Here is a 21,050-nt window from a genome sequence, read left to right on the forward strand (position 1 = left end):
ATGGAGCTGCGCAAGATTTTCAACGCTAAAATCTCACCGACAAAAGCCATGGGGCGGATGAACAGGTGGTATGAAAAGGTAATGGCTCTTGGTAACAACAACTTCCGCTCGGTAATCAAAACATTCAAGAACCACGCTCCAACTATCCTGAACTACTTCCGTCGTCGTGCGACCAATGCCTCTGCCGAGGCATTCAACTCTAAAGTCAAGATCTTTCGCTCACAAATGCGTGGTGTCCAGGACCGAGACTTCTTCATATTCCGACTGGTCAAACTCTACGCCTAAAAATTTAACACTTCTAACTGCCAAATTTAACATATGCACCGCCATTTCGGCTTGACCCGTGTTCCGTGATTTTAGCAAAAATAAAAAACGCTGAAAATCAAATGATTTCAGCGTTTTTCAACATTTAGCCATTTTGGCTTGTGACCCCGGAGATTTCGGGGTTATACGTCGTAAAACACTGATATTCACTTTGATAATGCGGAAGGTGTAAGTTCATTCACACATCACTCATACTGCTAAATCAGCGTTTTTCGTAATATCTCTAAAACATTAAACGCTGTGAATCAAATGATTTACAGCGTTCATGCGGCACTTTGCCTTGATTCTTGTGACCTCGGAGAGGCTCGAACTCTCGACCCACTGATTAAGAGTCAGTTGCTCTACCAACTGAGCTACGAAGTCATCTTATTTTGTGCTTGAGTGATTCGTTTTTGAATCTCTCATGAGGTCTCTCCCTCATTTGCGTTGCAAAGGTAGGGAGTTTTTTTGAACTGACCAAATGTTTTCGCAACTTTTTTCAAAAAAAGTGCGAAAAAGGTGTTTTTTGGTCGTTTTGGCCTGGAATCGGGGGTAAAATCTGGGGGCGAATTGGCTCAATAGATAATATAATCGAGGTGTGTTGCGTGGTGAGATGTTGCCGGGGCGGATTGGAGAAGGGATAAAATTATGGACGAGATGGACGTCTTTTCGGAAAATTTGAGCCTAAGTCGAAATTTTGGTGCATATGCCATAGGATTAAATGGTGAGATAGGTGGTGTTCTGCAGCTCCCCTTATGTCAGGTCGAATTGGGGCGGAGATTAATCTATGATGCATGGAATTTCGGATTAAGCCGAAATTTTTTATGATTCGAGTTCGATATTTGGTGTATGTCAGTTTTGCTGTGGGTTCGGTGGTGGTGGGAGGATGAGAAAAACGCCTCCCCCGGCGGTGGGGGAGGCGTGATTATAGTTGGCGGGCCGTAAGTGTGTGCGGCCCGTGGGGGAGGCTATTCTTCCTTGGTGCGGTTGTTGGTTCGCGATTTGTTTTTGGTGGCTGATGAGGCTATGTCCTTTTCTTCTTTGAGGTCTATCTCGTTGCGCTGGCTGTCGAGCACGCGATATTGGAGATAGGCGAGTGATTCGTCAGGGTAGAGCCTGAACCGGAATCCGTATTCCCATTGCCATTTGCGGTAGAGAGATGGAAATCCTTTTTTGAGGTAGGCTGCTACGTAGGGGTGGACATACAGGACAAAGTCTTTGACCTTGAGTGTGTTGACCAGATAGTCGAGTTTCTCGTGCAGAGTGTCGGTGAAGAGCAGTGACGGCTGTACTTCTCCTTTGCCGTGACAAGAGGGGCAGTCTTCGCTAGTGATGATGTCGAGGGCGGGTCGTACACGCTGTCGGGTGATCTGCATGAGACCGAATTTGCTCAGGGGCAGGATGTTATGGCGAGCGCGGTCGTTAGCCATGACTTCGCGCATGTGCTCGTAGAGTTTCTGCCTGTTTTCGGCTTTGTTCATGTCGATGAAGTCGACTACTATGATTCCGCCCATGTCGCGCAGTCTTAGCTGGCGTGCGATTTCGTCGGCGGCTCGGAGGTTGACTTCGAGGGCGTTGCTTTCCTGGTCGGGTGCGGCTTTTGAGCGGTTGCCTGAGTTTACGTCAATGACGTGGAGTGCCTCGGTATGCTCGATGATTACGTATGCTCCTGACTTGAACGAGACGGTCTTGCCGAAGGACGATTTGATCTGCCGTGTGATGTTGAAGTGGTCGAATATCGGGGTGTCGTTGTCGTAGAGCTTGACTATGTCTTTGCTTTCGGGCGAGATGAGTTCGACGTATTTGGCTATCTGGCTGTATGTGTCCTTGTCGTTGACGTGTATGCTCTCGAATGTGGGGCTGAAGACGTCGCGCAGCATGCCTACGATGCGGCTTTCCTCTTCAAATATGAGGGCGGGGGCTGTGGCTGTGCGTGCTTTGGCTACGGTCTCTTCCCAGCATCGGAGCAGTGTGCGGAGTTCGTGGTGAAGGTCGCGTACGCTTTTGCCTTCGGCCGATGTGCGGATGATGATTCCGAAGTTTTTGGGCCGGATGCTGTCGATGAGCTGTCGGAGGCGGAGTTTTTCCTCGGTGGTCTTGATTTTGGTGGATACCGAAATTTTGTCGCCGAACGGGATGAGCACCATGTATCGGCCTGTGAATGTGATTTCGGTGGTGAGTCGCGGGCCTTTGGATGATATTGGCTCTTTGACTATCTGTACGAGTAGTTCCTGCCCTGGCTGAAGCACGTTGGTTATGGTGCCGTGCTTGTCGATGTCGGGCTGGCGTTTCATCTTTGACACCGAGGCGTCGGTCTTTCGGTCGGTTATGGCGTTTTTGAGGAAGGCCGAGTAGGTGGAGAATTGCGAACCAAGGTCCAGGTAGTGAAGAAAAGCGTCCTTTTCGTAGCCTACGTTGACGAAGGCGGCGTTAAGACCGGGCATCAGTTTTTTGACTTTGGCCAGGTATATGTCGCCGACGGCATAGGCGATGTTTCGCGCTTCTTTCTGGAGGGAGACGAGGCGCGAATCTTCCAGCAGGGCTATTGATACCTCGGATGGCTGGACGTCGACGATTAGTTCACTTTTCATTAATGATTTTTGGATGGTTTGGTGTTAAGTGGCGGCGTTGCGGCTTGGCCGCGGTGCCGGGGGAACGTTACATGCAACAACGCAAAGAACAAACTTCGCGCCGGGGACTGACGCAAGGTGTGCGGCCCGGCTGTGAGTTTGTTCTTCGTGTTCGTTGCGCATTGCTTGGGGTGCGTCGGGCCGTCAATTACTTTTTCTTGTGACGGTTTTTGCGAAGACGCTTTTTGCGCTTGTGTGTAGCCATCTTGTGGCCTTTACGTTTTTTTCCGCTGGGCATGATTGCTATTGGTTTATGTTTGACAATTGAAATATATTTAGCACTCGAGGTTGTTCTTTACCTCTTCCATGAACACCTTGGCGGGCTTGAAAGCGGGGATGCGGTGCTCGGGGATGATGATGGTAGTGTTCTTTGAGATGTTGCGGGCGGTCTTCTCTGAACGGACTTTGGTGATGAAGCTGCCAAATCCGCGGAGATAAACGCTCTCGCCGTGTGAGAGGGAGTCTTTTACAGTCTCCATGAACTTTTCGATGGTCTCAAGTACATTGGCTTTGTCGATGCCGGTAGACTTTGAAATCTCGTTGACAATGTCGGCTTTAGTCATTTCTAAAGGTGAATTTATAATTGGTTAATATACTTCTCAAAAGCATATCCCCGAGGGGTGCTCGAGTTTTGCAGGTGCAAATATCGCAACTTTTTTTGAATTGACAAAACCTTATGCGATAATATTTTGCATAAATTTCACTTTGTCAGGTGGTTTGTGTGTTTTTGAGGGTTGACGCGGGTGTCTCTTGGCGTGTGAAGAGGGGCGGAAGGGCGCGGAGCGAGGGGGTGACGAGTCCGTCGGGGGTCAGCGACAATGACGGTGACGAGGGGTCGAGCCTGATGGCACGCCAGCCCGAGCGGAGCGCGCCAGCGATGTCGGTGGCCGGGTTGTCACCTATCATGAGGTGGCACGAGGGGTCGGTGAGGCCTGAGCGTTCCATGGCGTGGCGATAGAGGCGCGGGTCGGGTTTGTTTATGCCTATGTCGTCGCTGAGCACTGTGAGGTCTACCAGTGTGTCGAGGCCTGCGGTGTGGATTTTGCGGTGTTGCACGTCGGTGAATCCGTTGGATAGTATACCTATATTATATGCGTGCGCGCGCAGGTGTCTGACAAGCTCCATGGCTCCGTCTATCATGCATTTCTGTCGGGCGAGATGGTCGAGATAGATGGTGTCCATGCTGCGGGCCTCGGGGGCGAACTCTTCTTCGCTCATGTCGGGGACGTGCTCCCGTATGGGGTCGAGAAAGCGGTGCATACGCAGGTAGTCCTGAGTGATTTCGGCACGGTTGTAGCGTTCCCACAGGTCGTGGTTGTGGTGAAGATAGCTCTTTATCCATCGTCCGCATGAGCTGAAGTAGCGGTCGAGATGACAGTCGGCATAGGTGAGACGCAGCGATTCGAGCGAATTGGCCCGAAAGTCGATGAGTGTGTCGTCGAGGTCAAGCCACACCCAGCGTATCCCGGCTGTGTAGGCGCGCATCATGGGGAGCGATGTGGGGTCAGAGTTCATTGATTTTCCACCATTTGTATGATTTGGGGGCCTCGGTGTCGAGGTTGCCTTCATAGTGTCGCAAGGCTTTGACGGCGCGCATTGTCACGGGGAGTATGAGCACTTCATAGAGAGTCTTGAGCACAGTCTGTGTGGCGATGAGCATTCCAATCTCGCTCCATGCGAGCACTCCGCCGAAGGCTATTGGGAAGAAAATGAGCGAGTCGACGCCCTCGCCCCAGAGCGATGACACGATGGCGCGCAGCGAGAATCCGCGGCCGTCGCTTCCGGCGGCGAGCTTCATGCGCGACATTACGTAGGCATTGACCATCGAGCCGCACAGGAAGGCTATGAAGCTGGCTGCAAAGATGCGGGGTACGGCTCCGAATATCATGGCCATGGCTTCCTGGCCTGTCCATGACTCGGCTCCGGGGAGGAGGATGCCTAACTGCAGCAGCAGCGACACGAGGAGGTTCATGCCGAAGCCGAGCCATATCACAAGGCGCGCTTTGGCAAAACCGTAGACTTCGACGATGCAGTCGTTGAGTATGTAGGAGATGGGAAATACTATGACGCCGGCCGTGATGGTGAGCGGACCCAGGGGGACGGTCTTGATTTCCATAAGATTGCTCACGATGAGACACACGCAGAATGTGACCGCGAGCAGCAGGAAGGTGACTGAGATCTTGGCTTCTTTCATTGGTCAAGGAGTTGGTTGATAAATTCGCGCACGCAGCCTTCGCCTCCGCGCAGGCTCATGACGCGTATGCCGTCGATGCGTTTCACCTGCGGCATGGCGTCGGCCGGGCATGCGGCTATGCCGGCGTTGCGCAGCAGTTCGGCACAGTTGACGTCGTCGCCGATATATGCCACCTGACTCATGGTGATGCCCATGGACGAGCATATGTCAAGGGCGGCGGCGAGTTTTCCGCCGTCACGTTTGCCCTGGACGAGAAAATCGAGTCCTAGTTTTTCGGCGCGGCGTGTCACAATCTCGGTGGTCTCGCTTGTGACGATGCCTACTTTCACTCCTGCGCGCTGCAGGAGCTGTAGACCCATGCCGTCGCGGGTGTTGAACTTTTTCATAGTGTCGCCCGTGGAGGTGTAATACATGCCACCGTCGGTGAGAGTGCCGTCCACGTCGGTGAGAAAGAGGCGTATATCGGTCATGCGCTTGTCGGTAATGGTTAAAATCGGACTGCAAAATTACAAAAAAATGCCGTGATAGCGTGTTAAATAGCCCGACAATTACTAACTTTGCACATTATAATATAGAATCAATCAGTTCATAAGTCACTTTATGCAGGAAAAAATCATTATTCTCGACTTCGGGTCGCAGACAACGCAGCTCATAGGCCGCCGCATCCGCGAACTCGGCGAGTATTGCGAAATCGTTCCCTACAACAAGTTTCCATACGATGACCCTTCGGTCATAGGCGTGGTGCTTTCGGGGTCGCCGTTCTCAGTGTATGACGAAAAGGCGTTCCGCACCGAGCTCGACCGTCTGCGCGGTCATCTGCCCGTGCTCGGCATCTGCTATGGAGCGCAGTTCATATCCTACACATCGGGCGGCTCGGTTGAGCCGGCTCCCTCGCGTGAATATGGCCGTGCCCACCTCTCGAGCATCGACACCGCCAATCCTCTGATGCGCGACATCCCTGTCGGCTCGCAGGTGTGGATGAGCCATGGCGACACCATCACTTCGATTCCCGACAATTTCAAGATTATAGCCTCGACCGACAAGGTGGCCATAGCAGCCTATCAGGTAGAGGGCGAGCAGACCTGGGGCGTACAGTTCCATCCCGAGGTCTATCACTCGGAGTGCGGCACCCAGATATTGCGCAACTTTGTCGTAGACATCTGCGGCGGCAAGCGCGACTGGACAGCCGAGTCATTTATCGAATCGACCGTCAAGGCTCTCCGCGAGCAGCTCGGTGACGACAAGGTGGTGCTCGGACTGAGCGGCGGTGTTGACTCTTCGGTTGCCGCCGTGCTTCTCAACCGCGCCATCGGCAAGAATCTCACCTGTATATTTGTCGACCATGGCATGCTGCGCAAAAACGAATTCCGCAACGTGCTCCATGACTATGAGTGCCTCGGCCTTAACGTGATAGGTGTGGACGCATCGGCTAAATTTTTCAGCGAACTTGAAGGCGTGACCGAACCCGAGCGCAAACGCAAGATTATCGGCAAAGGCTTTATCGATGTCTTTGACGAAGAGGCCCATAAGATCAAGGATGTGAAATGGCTCGCACAGGGTACTATCTATCCCGACTGTATCGAGTCGCTCTCCATCACCGGCACAACAATCAAGAGTCACCACAACGTGGGCGGACTCCCCGAGAAGATGAATCTCAAGCTCTGCGAGCCGTTGCGTCTGCTCTTCAAGGACGAAGTGCGCTCCGTAGGCCGTCAGCTCGGCATGCCCGAACATCTCATCAAGCGTCATCCATTCCCCGGTCCCGGTCTAGCAGTGCGCATACTCGGCGACATTACCCCCGAGAAGGTGCGCATACTCCAGGATGCCGACGATATATTCATCCAGGGTCTGCGCGACTGGGGGCTCTATGACAAGGTGTGGCAGGCCGGCGCGATACTTCTGCCTGTGCAGAGTGTCGGCGTGATGGGCGACGAGCGCACATATGAGCGCGCCATCGCACTGCGCGCAGTGACATCGACCGATGCCATGACCGCCGACTGGGCTCATCTCCCCTATGACTTTATGGCTGCCGTGAGCAACGACATCATCAACAAGGTGCGTGGTGTCAACCGCGTATGTTATGACATCTCCTCCAAGCCACCGGCAACCATCGAGTGGGAATGATTCAGATAGGAGTATAATAAGACAATGGCCGCATCTGAAATGCGGCCATTGTCTTATTATACTCCTATCTGAATCAGCAGTTCTTCAGGATGGAGGGAGTAAGGGTGATTACTTTTTGCGGGAAGGAGAAAGTCTACATTGCGGATTCGCTGCTGCACGGGCGTCTTGGAGGATTGCACGACAAGAAGTCGATAGTCATGATTCTCACCACCGGCATCGGCCAGCTCTCGTGAGGGAGCCGTCGGGGAGAGAGACGCCGGCATCGGTCGTAAAATATTGCCGGAAGTATCAACAAATAGTGTGAGCGGTGTGTTATAATACTGAATCTCAGCAATGAGATTGCGGTATGAGGCTCAATAAATTTCAACTATTAATACTTCTTGGTTATGAAAAATCTACTTCAAAAGTTCATGGGAGAGTCCCGCTGTTGGTGGGTAATCCTGTTGGCAGGAATTCTGATGGTCATTTGTGGCTTTACTTATTGGTTCTGGCCGGTAGCCGGATATGCCGTAGCCTCTCAGATATTCGGATGGCTGCTTATCCTTGTCGGAGTCATACAGCTGTTGCAGTCGTCAGGTCCTCATGCCGGACGAGGCTGGGGCTGGTGGCTTGCCGGAGGTATCATAGACATGTTTATCGGTTTTATGATGGTTCGCAGCATCGTTTTGTCCGAGGCGGTCTTCCCCTATTTCCTTGCATTCATATTTATATTCTGGGGCATCAGCGCGCTGTGTGCTTCTGTACAGCAGAGCGGCCGACGCTACTGGTGGCTACAGCTTGTCAACGGCATCCTGCTCCTGCTGATCGGATTCTTCTTCATAGAGGCCGGCTGGATTCAGGATATGGCTATGACAAGTTTCCTCACCTCGCTTGCGTTTATTTACTGGGGCTTCTCTCTGTCGATGCTTTCGTATGATATGAAGCCTTCGAGATAGTCTCTCTATATAAAGAAAGTAAGTAATAAGGTTACTTCTCTGATGTGTGACAGAGAAGTAACCTTATTACTTTCTTAACTTATTACTTCCTTAACTCTATAATTACAGAGAGGAAACGGCGGCGTGCTCGATTGCGAGACCGGTCTGATAACGCTTGATGTAGGTGTCAAATCCGGCTACATCTTCGGGCAGAGGTGCTATCTCTACTCCTGTGTTGTCAAGAAATACGCAGTCGTTGAGCCAGCCGGCAAGTGAACGACCCTCGGCGTTGTTGACCACATAGGCAGCGAGCAGGGCTATACCCCAGGCTCCGCCTTCGCCGGCAGTCTCCATGACGGAGATGGGCGAGTTGAGAGCCGCGGCCAGCACACGCTGTCCCACTCCCGGGGTCTTGAAGAGTCCGCCGTGACCGGTGATGCGGTCCACCTCGACTTTTTCCTCGTTAAACAGTATGTCATTGCCTATCTTGAGCACAGCCACCGATGCATAGAGGTTGGCGCGCATGAAGTTGGCAAGCGAGAATTTGTCGGTGGCCTTGCGCACGAAGAGCGGACGCCCCTCGGCGAGTCCGGTGACGGGTTCGCCCGAGAAGTAGTTGTATGACAGCAGGCCGCCGCAGTCGGGATCGCCGGTCAGAGCGTTGTTGTAGAGCTTGCCGAAGACCTCGTTCATGTCGACGGGTACGCCGAGAAGCTGCTGGTATTCCTTGAAGAGGTTTACCCATGCGTTGAGATCGGAGGTGCAGTTGTTGCAGTGCACCATGGCCACAAGGCTTCCGTCGGGGGTTGTCACCATGTCAATCATCTCATAGGGGCGCGAGAGCTCTTTCTCAAGCACTATCATTGAGAATGACGATGTGCCGGCCGAGACGTTGCCGGTGCGCTGAAGCACAGCGTTGGTCGCCACCATGCCTGTGCCTGCGTCACCCTCGGGTGGACAGAAAGGCACTCCAGCCTTGAGATGGCCCGACACGTCGAGCATGCGCGCGCCTTTTTCGGTGAGATGTCCGGCGTCCTTGCCGGCCACGAGTATGCGCGGCAGTATATCCTCGAGTTTCCATGGATAACCCTCGGGAGCCACGAGTGAGTCAAACTTTTCGATCATATCGGCCGAATAGTTCTTAGTGGCCGGGTCGACCGGGAGCATACCGGAGGCATCGCCTACGCCGAGCACCTTCTCGCCGGTGAGCTGCCAGTGGATATATCCGGCAAGCGTGGTGAGATAGGTGATGTCCTTGACATGGGGTTCGCCGTTGAGTATGGCCTGATAGAGATGAGAGATGCTCCAGCGCAGAGGTATGTTGTAGACAAAGAGCTCGGAGAGCTTTTCGGCCGCAGGTCCGGTGTTGGTGTTGCGCCATGTGCGGAAGGGCACGAGTATCTCCTCGTCTTTGCCAAACGGCATGTAGCCGTGCATCATTGCACTGATGCCGATGGCGGCGAGAGTCTCTATCTCGACCTCATAGCGGTGCAGCACGTCTTCGCGCAGATGGGCGTAGCAGTCCTGCAGACCATAGAGGATGGCTTCGGTGCTGTAGGTCCACATTCCGTCGGCGAGCTGGTTTTCCCAGTCGTGCACGCCCGAGGCTATGGGGCGGTTGTCCTCGTCGATGAGCACCGCCTTGATGCGTGTCGAGCCAAACTCGATGCCGAGCACGGCTTTGCCGTTTGTGATTGTAGTCTTAGCGTCCATGTTACTCTCAGAGATAGAGCGATTTGTTGAGCATATAATATACCTCGCCCATGCGGAGTGACTGCTTGAAGCCCTCGATGGTGGTGTTTTTGTCGATGTGTACCATCTCTATGCCGGCGATTTCGGCATAGTCTTCCCAATATTCAGGAGTGATGTCGTAGGAGAAGCACGAGTGGTGTGTGCCGCCTGCCAGAATCCACGCGGTGGCTCCAATCTCAAAGTTGGGCATGGGTATCCACAGTGCCGATGCAACGGGCAGTTTGGGCAGAGATTTTGACTTGATGCACTCGACGTCGTTGACGATGAGGCGGAAACGGTTGCCCATGTCGACTACGGTGGCTGTCACGCCCTTCTCGGGCTTGGAGGTGAACACCAGACGTGCGGTGAGGCTCTTGCGTATGCCTATGCCGAGGAAGTGTACCTCCAGACGGGGACGCTCTTCAGCGATGAGCGGGCACACCTCGAGCATGTGGGCCTGGAGTATAGAGCTCTTCTTGCCGTCAAAGTTGAGGGTATAGTCCTCGAGGAACGAGCATCCACCCTTCATGCCCTGAGTCATCACCCAGAGAGTGCGGTAGAGTGCGGCCGACTTCCAGTCGCCTTCTGCTCCGAAGCCGTAGCCCTCGGCCATGAGACGCTGTGAGGCAAGGCCCGGTATCTGGTCAAAGCCTCGGCCGGTGGCGTCGACATTGATGTCGCCGAGATCGTCAAAGTTGGTGGTGAAGCCCTTGGCTCCCTTGTCCTTGAGCATGGCGCGGAGGGTGAGTTCAGCCTTGGCCGAGTTACACACCTTGCGATATTCCTCGGTAGCTTTGTCCTCGAGTTTCTTGTCGTGGGCGTAGAGCTTGAAATACTCGGCCACGAGAGCATCGACATCCTCGTCACGTATGGCGTCGAAGTAGGGCATCAGCGAGCTGAAAGGCATGTAGTCGACGTGGTAGCCCATGCGTATCTCGGCCTCCACTTTGTCGCCGTCGGTCACGGCCACATTGTTCATCTGGTCGCCCAGACGTATGATGCGCATGTCCTGAGCGTCGGCCCAGCCCACACACACGCGCTGCCATACGGCGATGTGTTTCTGTGTCCCTTCATCCTTCCAATAGCCGGTCACAACCTTGCGGCGTACACGCATGCGGGCACAGATATGGCCAAACTCGCGGTCGCCGTGGGCACTCTGGTTGAGATTCATGAAGTCCATGTCCATGGTCTTCCAGGGTATCTCGGCGTTATACTGTGTGTGGAAGTGGAGCAGGGGTTTGGAGAGAATCTTCAGTCCGTGTATCCACATCTTGGCGGGCGAGAAGGTGTGCATCCATGTGATGATGCCTGCACAGCGCGGGTCGTTGTTGGCGGCCTTCATGATGTCCTCGACTTCGCGCGAGGAGTTGGCGGTGCCTTTATACACCACTTTGACCGGAAGATTGCCTGAATGATTGAGGCCTTCTACCATCTCTTTGCTGTGAGCGTCAACGGCGACTACCGCGTCACCGCCATAAAGAAGCTGGGCACCTGTCACCCACCATATTTCATAATTTTCGTACATGGCTTGTTAATATGTTTTTTAGTGTATTTGTTTTTTGTATGTAATATATAATCAGAAGTATATAATAACCGTAAATCAGGCGATTGTCAATTCTTCATCACTGTCCGTAATACGCGCCGGGGCCGTGCTTGCGGTTGAAGTGTTTCTCGATGAGAAGCGGGTTCATAGTGAGCGACGGGTTGACGCTATAGGCTATGAAAGCCATCTTGGCAACCTGCTCCATCACCACGGCGTTGTGTACTGCGTCATGAGGGTCTTTGCCCCATGAGAAGGGACCGTGATTCTTAACAAGAACACCGGGTGTGTGCATGGGGCTCAGCCCTTCAAATCTCTTAACTATCACGTTGCCGGTCTCGAGTTCATACTCGCCCTTGACCTCGGCCTCGGTCATGTCGGGTGTGCAGGGGATGGCGTGGTGAAAATAGTCGGCATGGGTGGTGCCGATGTTGGGCAGGTCGAGGCCGGCCTGGGCCCAGGCTGTGGCATAGGTCGAATGGGTGTGTACCACACCGCCGATCTCGGGGAAGGCGCGATAGAGCACCAGATGGGTGGGGGTGTCGGACGAGGGTTTGAGGTTTCCTTCCACACGCTGACCGGTCATGAGGTCGACAACGACCATATCGTCGGGAGTCATGGTGTCATAGTCGACTCCGCTGGGCTTGATTACCACGAGTCCTTTCTCGCGGTCGATGCCTGAGACGTTGCCCCAGGTGAATATGACGAGTCCGTGCTTTACGAGATCCATATTGGCACGATACACCTTTTCTTTTAATTCTTCTAACACTTGGTTTATGTTTTAATTAGTAATTAACAATTAGTAATTAGTAATTTTTTGCTCAGACTTTAAACTTCAGGCTCTTCATGTAGAGCGATTGGTTGAACCGATAGAGCGAAGCTCCGCGTCGCGAGCCGGTCTTGTCGATGAGGTCGGTTTTCTCCACACATCCGGTCTCGGCTATGCGTTTGCGGAAGTTGCGCTTGTCGATGGGCTCTCCGAGTATGGTCTCATAGAGCGTCTGTAGCTGCGACAGGGTGAACAGTTCGGGCAACAGGTTAAATCCTATGGGTTCGGTCGAGAATTTGCGTCGGATTACTCCCAGCGTCATCCTCACCATCTCGGGATGGTCAAAGCCGAGGGGAGGCAGTTCGTCGAGCCTTACCCAGCAGGCGTTGTGTCGGGCGAGCAGTTCGGGGTCATACTCTCCCGGACCAAGCAGCGCGTAATAGGCTATCGACACCACGCGCTCTCCGGGGTCGCGTCTGACCTCGCCGAAGGCGTGCACCTGCTCCATATACACGTTTTCCAGGCCCGTGAGTTCGCGCAACACGCGGCGGCCGGCGTCGTCAACGCTCTCGCCTTCCTGCACAAAGCCACCCATCACCGACCACTTGCCCTTCTCGGGCTCGAAATCCCGCTTGGTGAGGAGCAGACACAGCCGCCCCTCGACCAAGCCGAAGATTATACAGTCGACGGCGATATAAAACCGCGGATTTTCACTGTAGAAGTTCACGTTACCAGAAGTAGATATAGAATGCTACTGTGATGCCGAGTATTATGATGGTGTTGACCACGTCCCATGCAGTCCAGCTTGCGCGTGTGGCGGCTATCTGCTCGGGGGTAGAGGTGCCGAACACCAGACCGCGGATTTTCTCGGGCTCGGGAGCCTTGGTGCAGAGCGATACTATCACACCCACCGCGAGGCAGAACACAAGCATCCATCCGCAGAAGAACAGCCAGTTGCAGTCATAGAATATGTATTGAAACATTGAGCCTTCGCCGTTACCCGGGGTGATGCCGGCATTGCTGTAATATACCTTGGCACCGAGACGTGTGAGGCCGATGATGAGACCCGAGAGGAGTGCCCACATGCCACCCTGGGCCGAAGCGCGTTTCCAGAGGATGCCGATGAGGAATGCGGCCGCGATGCCCGGGGCAAGCACCGACTGCACGTCCTGGAGATAGAGATAGAGCACGTCGCCCACGGAGCGCATCACGGGTATCCAGAGGATGCCGAGAATCACGATGACTACGGTAGCGGACTGACCTATGCGCACCAGTTTCTTGGGGTCGGTGTCGGGTTTGTAACGCTGATAGAAGTCGATGGTGAAGAGTGCGGCCGATGAGTTGAACAGCGATGCCAGCGACGACATGAGAGCTGCGAGGATGCCACACACGATGAGGCCTTTGACTCCGGCGGGCAGCAGTTTGGCCACGAGGGTGGGGAAGGCGGCGTCAGAGTTGACATTGCCGTTGGCAAGCATGGGCAGGAAGCCTTCGCCGCCGGCGGCTATGGAGTTCTGGTGAATGGCAAACGCTATTATGCCGGGGATGAGGAAGAGAAACACGGGAAGAAGTTTGAGATAGGCTCCGAAGATGGTGCCTCGGCGGGCTTCCTTCTCGTCCTTGCCCGAGAGTACGCGCTGCACGATAAACTGGTCGGTACACCAGTACCAGAATCCGATTACTGCCGAGCCTACGAGCGCGCCGAGCCAGGGATATTGCGGGTCGTTGTTGTCGCGTATGAGGTTGACCATTGTGTCGCCATACTCATTGACTTTGACGCTCGAGCATATGCGCATCATCTCGTCCCAGCCGCCGAGTTCCTTGAGGCCGAGCACAAGGATGATAAGCGAGCCGAGCAGAAGTATGGGGGTCTGGAGCACGGAGGTGTAAAGCACTGATTTCATACCGCCGAAGATGGTGTAGAGGGCGGTGAGAAGCACCAGACCGATGGCTGCGATCCAGAAGAAGTCAATGCCCCAGAGCTCCTCGATGCCAAACACCTGCTGAAACACGAGGCCGCCGGCATAGACTGTCACTGCTACCTTGGTGAGCACGTAACTGATGAGCGAGATGGTGGCGAGGATGGTGCGTGACTGAGGGTTGAAGCGTCGCTCGAGAAACTCGGGCATGGTGTAGACCATCGATCGGGTGTAGAATGGCACGAATACCCAGCCGAGCAGAAGTATCATCCAGCCCTGGATTTCCCAGTGGGCCATAGCCATGCCCGACGATGCGCCTGAGCCGGCAAGACCGATGAGGTGTTCCGAGCCGATGTTGGATGCGAAAATTGATGCGCCGATGGCTATCCATGTGGCGTCTTTGCCGCCCAGAAAGTAGTCGGCGGCGTTGTTTTGTTTTTGTCTCATTACCCAGACGATGATTCCTATCAACGCCAGGAAAAATATTGCTATGACAATCCAGTCGAGTGAAGCCATACTTTATTTAATTAGCAATTAGTAATTTTTTGGCAAGACGTTAAACTTGCCGGACTCTTTAACTTTATAAACTCTTTAAACCACAAGATTACTGTGCGAAGAATGAGAGTATGGTGTGGCTTGTGTAGGTTTCGCCTGGTCGGAGCATTACCGAGGGCCAGTCGGCCTTGTTGGGCGAGTCGGGATAGTGCTGGGTCTCAAGGGCGATGCCTGTGCGCTGGTTGTAGACCACGCCATCCTTGCCGGTCACGGTGCCGTCGAGGAAGTTGCCCGAGTAGACCTGGATGCCGGGCTCGTCGGTGTATACGCTCATGCCCACACCGCTCTCGGGGCTGTAGAGTGTAGCGGCTATCTTGTCGATGCTTCCTTCGGTGTCGAGCACCCAGTTGTGGTCATATCCGTTGCCGTTCTTGAGCTGTACATAGTCATATTTGTCGATGTCTGCGCCAAGACGCTTGGGCACTGTGAAGTCCATGGGAGTGCCGACTACGGGAAGTATCTCGCCGGTGGTCATATAGGTCGAGTCGACGGGTGTGAAGCCCGATGCATAGACATAGAGCATGTGGTCGGTCACGGGCACAGTCGCGTCGCCCGAGAGGTTGAAGTAAGAGTGGTTGGTGAGGTTGACCACGGTCGGCTTGTCGGTGGTCGCGCTGTAAGCGATGTCGAGCTTGTTGCCGGGAAGGGCTGTATATGTCACGGAGGCTTTCACGTTGCCGGGAAAACCGTTGTCGCCGTCGGGCGAATCCATTGTCAGTATAAGTGTGGAGTCGTTGGGCTGCTGGGCGGCATACGCCTGATATTGCCAACCGGTGGGACCGCCGTGGAGTGTGTGGCCGAAGTTATTGACCGGCAGTTGGATAGTGTCGCCGTCGATGGGCAGACGGCCGTGGTCGATGCGGTTGGCATAACGTCCGATAGCCGCGCCAAAGTCTGTCTGGTTGTTTTCGGGCAGATAGGCCTGGATGCTGTCAAAGCCCAGCACTACGTCGCGCATCTTGCCGTCGCGTCCCGGCACTTCGAGAGCCACGATGCGGCCGCCATAGTTGGTTATGGCTACCTCCATGCCTGTACTGCTCTTGATGCAGTAGAGGGCTGTGGGCTTGCCGTCCACTTCCGCTACAAATTTAGCCGGGTCGATACCTGCCATCATTGCAGGTGAGTCAGTGTGTCCGGAGACACACGAGGCAATCGTCATCGCCGCTACCGATGCGACAGCCATAAGAAGATGTTTCTTCACGGTGTTGGTTGTTTTTATTTAATATGTGTTAGATTCCGATTATGATTTGCGGTGAGGGTGATGAATGAAAGGATGAGTGTAAAAAATACACTTATTTTTACTCCGCAAAGATACAATCAATTACGATGTGATTCCAAATAAATAAATATGTTTTACAACATATTGTTGAATATTGTTTTTTTGAGCCTGTGCACACCTTGATTATGTACATGTCAGCACTTTTTATTACCTTTGCAGAAATAATCATAACAAAACCGCAATTCAAAGCACCACAACAATGAATCTTACCGAGCTTACAGCCATCTCGCCCGTGGACGGGCGATACCGTAACAAGTGCGAACGACTTGATGAATACTTCTCGGAATATGCCCTCATACGCTACCGTGTCAAAGTCGAGGTAGAGTATTTCATAGCTCTCTGCGAGATACCTCTCGGCCCGCTCGCCACGGTGAGCCATGATGTGTTTGGTGCGCTGCGCGACATCTACAAGGACTTCACTGTCGAGGATGCCGCTCGCATCAAGGAGATCGAGAGCGTGACCAACCACGACGTCAAGGCCGTGGAATATTTCCTCAAGGAGCGTTTCGACGTTCTCGGACTCGAGGCCTACAAGGAGTTCATACACTTCGGCCTCACCTCGCAGGACATCAACAACACAGCCGTGCCCATGTCGATAGCCGACGCCATCCGCGACGTATATCGTCCGCGTCTCGTGGAGATGATTGATCATCTCGATGCGCGTGCCGACGAGTGGTACGACATACCCATGCTCGCCAAGACCCACGGACAGCCCGCCTCGCCCACACGTCTTGGCAAAGAGATAAAAGTGTTTGCCTACCGTCTGCGCCGTCAGCTCGAGATGCTCGACGCCGTGCGCATCAGTGGTAAGTTCGGTGGTGCCACCGGCAACTTCAACGCCCATCTCTGCGCTTTTCCCGGTCAGGACTGGAGAGAGTTTGGCGCGCGCTTCCTGAGCGAGAAGCTCGGCATCGAGCGCGAGGAATACACCACCCAGATTTCCAACTACGACAATCTGGCCGCTCTCTTCGACGCGCTTGCCCGCATCAACGACATTATTCTCGACCTTGACCGCGACATGTGGATGTACATCTCCATGGAGTATTTCAAGCAGAAAATCAAAGCTGGCGAGGTCGGTTCGTCAGCAATGCCCCACAAGGTCAATCCCATCGATTTCGAGAACTCCGAAGGCAACATCGGCATAGCCAACGCCCTGTTCAAGCATCTTGCCGGCAAGCTCCCCGTGTCACGTCTGCAGCGCGACCTCACCGACTCGACCGTGCTCCGCAACATCGGTGTGCCCATGGCCAACACCCTCATAGCCATCGCCTCGACCATGAAGGGTCTCGGCAAGCTCCTGCTCAACCGCGATGCCATCGATGCCGACCTTGACAACACATGGAGCGTGGTGGCTGAGGCCATACAGACCATACTACGTCGCGAAGGCTATCCCAAGCCCTACGAGACTCTCAAGGCTCTCACACGCACCAACACCGCCGTGACCGCCGAAAGCATCTCGGCCTTCATCGACACACTCCAGGTGTCGGATGAAGTCAAAGCCGAGCTTCGCAAAATCACTCCCCATACCTATACAGGATACTAATCTTAATTAGTGGTCAGCTATACTCGTCAGTATAGCTGACCACTAATTGCTAATTTGCAAGAAAGGATGCCCTCACAATATAAGATACGCTTCATTTTCATAGCCGCATTATGGCTCGTGCTCTGCTACATGGTCATAGCCTCGCAACCGTTCACGCTGTGGGTGCTCTTTGTCATTGTGGCCTCGGGCATCGTGGTATGGGCTCCTCTCTACAAGAAATACATTAAGAATGGAAAAGGAAAAGACGAACGTTGACATCAACAACGGGGCACAACCCGGGTCAACAGCGCCGTGCACACCGCTTCTCGACACCATTGACTCTCCGGCCGACCTGCGTAAGCTCGCGCCGGAGCAGTTGCCTCAGGTGTGCGCCGAGCTACGCTCTTTCTTGATTAATTCACTCTCTTCCCATCCCGGCCACTTCGCATCGTCAATGGGTGCGGTCGAGCTGACCGTAGCCCTGCATTATGTGTTCAACACACCTTACGACCGCATAGTGTGGGATGTCGGCCACCAGGCCTACGGCCACAAGATTCTCACCGGACGGCGCGACTCATTCACCACCAACCGCACTCTTGGCGGTCTGTCGGGATTCCCGTCGCCAAAGGAGAGCGAATATGACACCTTTACGGCCGGACATGCGTCCAACTCCATCTCGGCAGGTCTAGGCATGGCTGTGGCGGCCGCTCTCCACAAGGACGAGCCCCCGCGCAATGTCGTTGCCGTCATAGGTGACGCTTCGATAAGCGGAGGTCTGGCTTTCGAGGGACTCAACAACGCCGCCAATTCCAATTCCAATCTTCTCATCATCCTCAACGACAACGACATGTCGATTGACCGTAATGTCGGGTCGTTGAACTCCTATCTCGCCCATCTCAACACTTCAAAGGGCTATAACGACCTGCGTTACAACGTCTCGGGCATGCTCAAGAAGTTCAATCTCATCACCGAGAGCGGCAAGGGGAGAATAATGCGGTTTAACAACAGTCTTAAATCGCTGCTTAATCGCGAACAAAATATTTTCGAAGGGCTTAACATCCGTTATTTCGGTCCCTTCGACGGCCACGACATCGCCACTGTGGTGCGTGTGCTCAACGACATAAAGAATTTCAAAGGGCCCCGCATACTCCATCTGCGCACGGTCAAGGGCAAGGGGTTTCTCCCGGCCGAGAAAGACCCCGCGACATGGCATGCTCCCGGCATCTTCAATCCCGCTACCGGCGAACGGCCCAAAGAATCACCCGAAAAACCGCCCAAATATCAGGACATCTTCGGACGCACCCTCGTAGAGATTGCCGATGCCGACGACCGTGTGGTGGGCGTCACCGCCGCCATGCCTTCGGGCACATCCATGAGCATGCTTCAGGAGAAGTATCCGGCACGCACGTTTGATGTAGGCATTTCCGAGGGACATGCCGTGACATTTGCCGGAGGCATGGCCAAGGACGGTCTGAAGCCCTTTGTGGCGATATACAGCTCTTTTCTGCAGCGAGCCTACAGCCATATCATACATGATGTGGCCATCGAGGGGCTTCCCGTGACATTCTGCCTCGACCGGGCCGGTCTTGTCGGAGAGGACGGTGCCACGCATCATGGCGTGTTTGACCTCGCATATCTGCGCTCCATTCCGGGCATGACTATTGCCGCCCCGCGCAACGGCGACGAGCTGCGCCGGCTCATGTATACATCGCTGACGATCGCCGGCCCCATGGCCATACGCTATCCGCGCGGACGGGCGGTTGCCAGACCTTCCGACACTCGCGAGACTGTAGCTGTAGGCACCGGTGAGCGGCTGAAAGACGGTGCCGACCTGGCCATACTCACGGTCGGTCCTGTGGCCGACGACGCGCTAAGTGCCATCAAGCGTGCCGAGAGCGAGACGGGCATGAGCATAGCACTCTATGACATGCGCTTTATCAAACCGCTCGATACGTCCCTGCTCACAGATGTGCTCGGCAAGCAATGCCCTGTAATCACAATCGAGGACGGCACTGTCAACGGTGGATTCGGCTCGGCGGTGCTCGAATGGATGAGCGGGAATCTCGACAAGGCCGGAGTGAAAGCCATGCCGCCGCTGACAAGGCTTGGCGTGCCTGACCGGTTCATACCTCAGGGTACTCCCGACCAGCTACATAAACTGTGTGGATTTGACGAAGAGTCAATCTATAACACTATACTTGAAATACCATCTTAAGCCTCCGACCGATGAAAATCATCATTGCCGGCTGTGGTGAGGTGGGATCACATCTGGCCAAATTGCTCTCGCGCGAGGAGCAGGACATCACCGTTATCGACGAGGACAGCTCCAAGTTGGCTGTGCTCGACTCCAACTACAATCTGCTCACGGTGCAGGGGCGTCCGACATCGTTCAAGACTCTGCGCCAGGCCGGTGTGGAGGGGTGTGACCTCTTCATTGCCGTCACCCCGTTTGAGACGCGCAACATCGTGTCGTGTGCCATCGCCAAGAGCCTCGGTGCGGAGAAGACTGTGGCGCGTGTCGACAATTTTGAGTTCAAAGACCCGGCCAACCGCTCGTTTTTCGCATCTATAGGAGCCGACGATATGATTTATCCCGAGTATCTCGCGGCTCTGGAGATTATCACCGCGCTCAATCACAACTGGGCGCGCCACTGGTTTGAGCTGCACGAGGGCGAACTGATACTCGTCGGTGTCAAACTGCGTGACAACGCTCCCCTCATCGGCAAATATCTTAAGGATCTCGGCCGTTCGACCCACGACTTTCACGTGGCAGCCATCAAGCGTCACCACGAGACCATCATTCCCGGTGGTGACGACCGTCTGCTGGCCGACGATATAGTCTATTTCATGACCACACGCGAGCATGTTGCCAATCTCATACCCCTCTGCGGTAAGATTGAGCGACGCATACGCGACGTCATCATCATGGGTGGAAGCCGCATAGCCATACAGCTCTGCAACATGGCCGGCGACAAGTTCAACTTCAAGATTCTCGACCCCGACCGCGAGCGGTGTCTCAAGCTCTCCGAGCGGTGTGCCGACGCGCTTATCATCAATGCCGACGCGCGCGACACCGATGCCCTGCGCGATGCCGGCATAGTTGACACCGACGCCTTTATTGCCATATCCGACAGCAGTGAGTCAAATATCCTCACCTGTCTGTCGGCCAAGGAGTTTGGCGTCAAGAAGACTATAGCCGAGGTCGAAAACCTCCAGTTTATCTCCGAGGCCGAAGGGCTCAACATCGGCACGGTGGTCAACAAAAAGCTGCTTGCCTCGTCGCGTATCTATCAGATGTTGCTCGACCGCGACTCGTCCACATCCAAGTGTCTCGCGCTCGCTGATGCCGAGGTGGCTGAAATCATCGCCAGGGAGGGCTCCAAAATTACCCGTGCCCCAATCAAAGACCTGCATCTCTCACACTACATGACCATTGCCGGACTCATCCGTGACGGCAAGGGCCAGCTTGTGGGGGGCAACACGGTCATCAATCCCGGCGACCGCGTGGTGGTGTTCACTCTTGATGGTGTGCTCCACAAGGTCGAAAAACTGTTCTCGTAAATACATTAG

General features: G+C 54.2%; 19 protein-coding genes and 1 tRNA gene. 8 read left to right on the forward strand and 12 right to left on the reverse strand.

Annotated features, from left to right (window positions below; all coding sequences use genetic code 11):
* The coding region (locus QGT73_RS07475; protein WP_280122023.1) for a transposase at nucleotides 1-285 on the forward strand (285 nt) is incomplete at its 5' end.
* 329 nt (nucleotides 286-614) lie between these two features.
* On the opposite strand, the gene QGT73_RS07480 is transcribed toward QGT73_RS07475, so the two are convergent.
* The 6 genes from QGT73_RS07480 to QGT73_RS07505 form a co-directional block, all read right to left on the reverse strand.
* Nucleotides 615-687: transfer RNA gene (locus QGT73_RS07480), tRNA-Lys, on the reverse strand.
* A gap of 584 nt (nucleotides 688-1,271) precedes the next feature.
* The gene (locus tag QGT73_RS07485; RefSeq protein ID WP_280122024.1) at nucleotides 1,272-2,894 is read right to left on the reverse strand and encodes an Rne/Rng family ribonuclease; all 1,623 of its coding nucleotides are present in this window, start codon (nucleotides 2,892-2,894) and stop codon (nucleotides 1,272-1,274) included.
* 314 nt (nucleotides 2,895-3,208) lie between these two features.
* The gene (locus QGT73_RS07490; protein ID WP_123617161.1) at nucleotides 3,209-3,496 is read right to left on the reverse strand and encodes an HU family DNA-binding protein; all 288 of its coding nucleotides are present in this window, start codon (nucleotides 3,494-3,496) and stop codon (nucleotides 3,209-3,211) included.
* A gap of 145 nt (nucleotides 3,497-3,641) precedes the next feature.
* Complete coding sequence (locus QGT73_RS07495) at nucleotides 3,642-4,448, reverse strand: HAD family hydrolase (protein WP_280122025.1); 807 nt, start codon at nucleotides 4,446-4,448, stop codon at nucleotides 3,642-3,644.
* Nucleotides 4,438-5,127 carry a queuosine precursor transporter gene (locus QGT73_RS07500; protein ID WP_280122026.1) on the reverse strand — a complete coding sequence of 230 codons (690 nt, stop codon included), beginning with the start codon at nucleotides 5,125-5,127 and terminating at the stop codon, nucleotides 4,438-4,440. Before QGT73_RS07500 ends, QGT73_RS07495 begins: the two co-directional genes overlap by 11 nt.
* On the reverse strand, nucleotides 5,124-5,597 hold the full coding sequence (locus tag QGT73_RS07505) for a KdsC family phosphatase (protein ID WP_280122027.1): 474 nt from the start codon (nucleotides 5,595-5,597) through the stop codon (nucleotides 5,124-5,126). The genes QGT73_RS07500 and QGT73_RS07505 overlap by 4 nt, the downstream gene beginning before the upstream one ends.
* Before the next feature lie 130 nt (nucleotides 5,598-5,727).
* Between QGT73_RS07505 and guaA the strand changes: the two genes are divergently transcribed.
* The 3 genes from guaA to QGT73_RS07520 all read left to right on the forward strand — a co-directional run bounded on the left by guaA (nucleotide 5,728) and on the right by QGT73_RS07520 (nucleotide 8,186).
* Nucleotides 5,728-7,251, forward strand: coding sequence for a glutamine-hydrolyzing GMP synthase (gene guaA / locus QGT73_RS07510; RefSeq protein ID WP_280122028.1), 1,524 nt, complete (start codon nucleotides 5,728-5,730; stop codon nucleotides 7,249-7,251).
* Between the two features lie 89 nt (nucleotides 7,252-7,340).
* Complete coding sequence (locus QGT73_RS07515; RefSeq protein WP_280122029.1) at nucleotides 7,341-7,484, forward strand: hypothetical protein; 144 nt, start codon at nucleotides 7,341-7,343, stop codon at nucleotides 7,482-7,484.
* Between the two features lie 153 nt (nucleotides 7,485-7,637).
* Complete coding sequence (locus QGT73_RS07520) at nucleotides 7,638-8,186, forward strand: HdeD family acid-resistance protein (RefSeq protein WP_280122030.1); 549 nt, start codon at nucleotides 7,638-7,640, stop codon at nucleotides 8,184-8,186.
* Between the two features lie 102 nt (nucleotides 8,187-8,288).
* Here the strand turns inward: QGT73_RS07520 and QGT73_RS07525 are convergent, their stop codons facing one another.
* The 6 genes from QGT73_RS07525 to QGT73_RS07550 form a co-directional block, all read right to left on the reverse strand.
* The gene (locus QGT73_RS07525; RefSeq protein ID WP_280122031.1) at nucleotides 8,289-9,878 is read right to left on the reverse strand and encodes a xylulokinase; all 1,590 of its coding nucleotides are present in this window, start codon (nucleotides 9,876-9,878) and stop codon (nucleotides 8,289-8,291) included.
* Between the two features lie 7 nt (nucleotides 9,879-9,885).
* Nucleotides 9,886-11,421 (reverse strand): L-arabinose isomerase, encoded by a 1,536-nt coding sequence (gene araA / locus QGT73_RS07530; RefSeq protein WP_280122032.1) that lies wholly within the window; start codon nucleotides 11,419-11,421, stop codon nucleotides 9,886-9,888.
* A 97-nt stretch (nucleotides 11,422-11,518) separates the two neighbouring features.
* On the reverse strand, nucleotides 11,519-12,205 hold the full coding sequence (locus tag QGT73_RS07535; RefSeq protein WP_280122033.1) for an L-ribulose-5-phosphate 4-epimerase: 687 nt from the start codon (nucleotides 12,203-12,205) through the stop codon (nucleotides 11,519-11,521).
* A 52-nt stretch (nucleotides 12,206-12,257) separates the two neighbouring features.
* The gene (locus QGT73_RS07540; RefSeq protein ID WP_280122034.1) at nucleotides 12,258-12,932 is read right to left on the reverse strand and encodes an NUDIX hydrolase; all 675 of its coding nucleotides are present in this window, start codon (nucleotides 12,930-12,932) and stop codon (nucleotides 12,258-12,260) included.
* Between the two features lies 1 nt (nucleotide 12,933).
* A complete protein-coding gene (locus QGT73_RS07545) occupies nucleotides 12,934-14,640 on the reverse strand; it encodes a sodium:solute symporter (protein ID WP_280122035.1) in 1,707 nt (568 codons plus the stop codon).
* 88 nt (nucleotides 14,641-14,728) lie between these two features.
* Nucleotides 14,729-15,880: an aldose epimerase family protein gene (locus tag QGT73_RS07550; RefSeq protein ID WP_280122036.1), complete on the reverse strand. Its 1,152-nt coding sequence runs from the start codon at nucleotides 15,878-15,880 to the stop codon at nucleotides 14,729-14,731.
* A gap of 277 nt (nucleotides 15,881-16,157) precedes the next feature.
* On the opposite strand from QGT73_RS07550, the gene purB reads away from it, so the two are divergent.
* From purB to trkA, 4 genes are all read left to right on the forward strand, one after another.
* On the forward strand, nucleotides 16,158-17,501 hold the full coding sequence (gene purB, locus QGT73_RS07555) for an adenylosuccinate lyase (RefSeq protein ID WP_280122037.1): 1,344 nt from the start codon (nucleotides 16,158-16,160) through the stop codon (nucleotides 17,499-17,501).
* Between the two features lie 66 nt (nucleotides 17,502-17,567).
* Nucleotides 17,568-17,756, forward strand: a complete 189-nt coding sequence (locus tag QGT73_RS07560) for a hypothetical protein (RefSeq protein ID WP_123617174.1) — start codon at nucleotides 17,568-17,570, stop codon at nucleotides 17,754-17,756.
* Nucleotides 17,731-19,695 (forward strand): 1-deoxy-D-xylulose-5-phosphate synthase, encoded by a 1,965-nt coding sequence (gene dxs / locus QGT73_RS07565; RefSeq protein ID WP_280122038.1) that lies wholly within the window; start codon nucleotides 17,731-17,733, stop codon nucleotides 19,693-19,695. The genes QGT73_RS07560 and dxs overlap by 26 nt, the downstream gene beginning before the upstream one ends.
* An 11-nt stretch (nucleotides 19,696-19,706) precedes the next feature.
* Complete coding sequence (gene trkA / locus QGT73_RS07570; RefSeq protein WP_280122039.1) at nucleotides 19,707-21,041, forward strand: Trk system potassium transporter TrkA; 1,335 nt, start codon at nucleotides 19,707-19,709, stop codon at nucleotides 21,039-21,041.
* The last annotated feature ends 9 nt before the right edge of the window (nucleotides 21,042-21,050 follow it).

This window comes from Duncaniella muricolitica (assembly GCF_910574735.1).
Classification (GTDB): domain Bacteria; phylum Bacteroidota; class Bacteroidia; order Bacteroidales; family Muribaculaceae; genus Duncaniella; species Duncaniella muricolitica.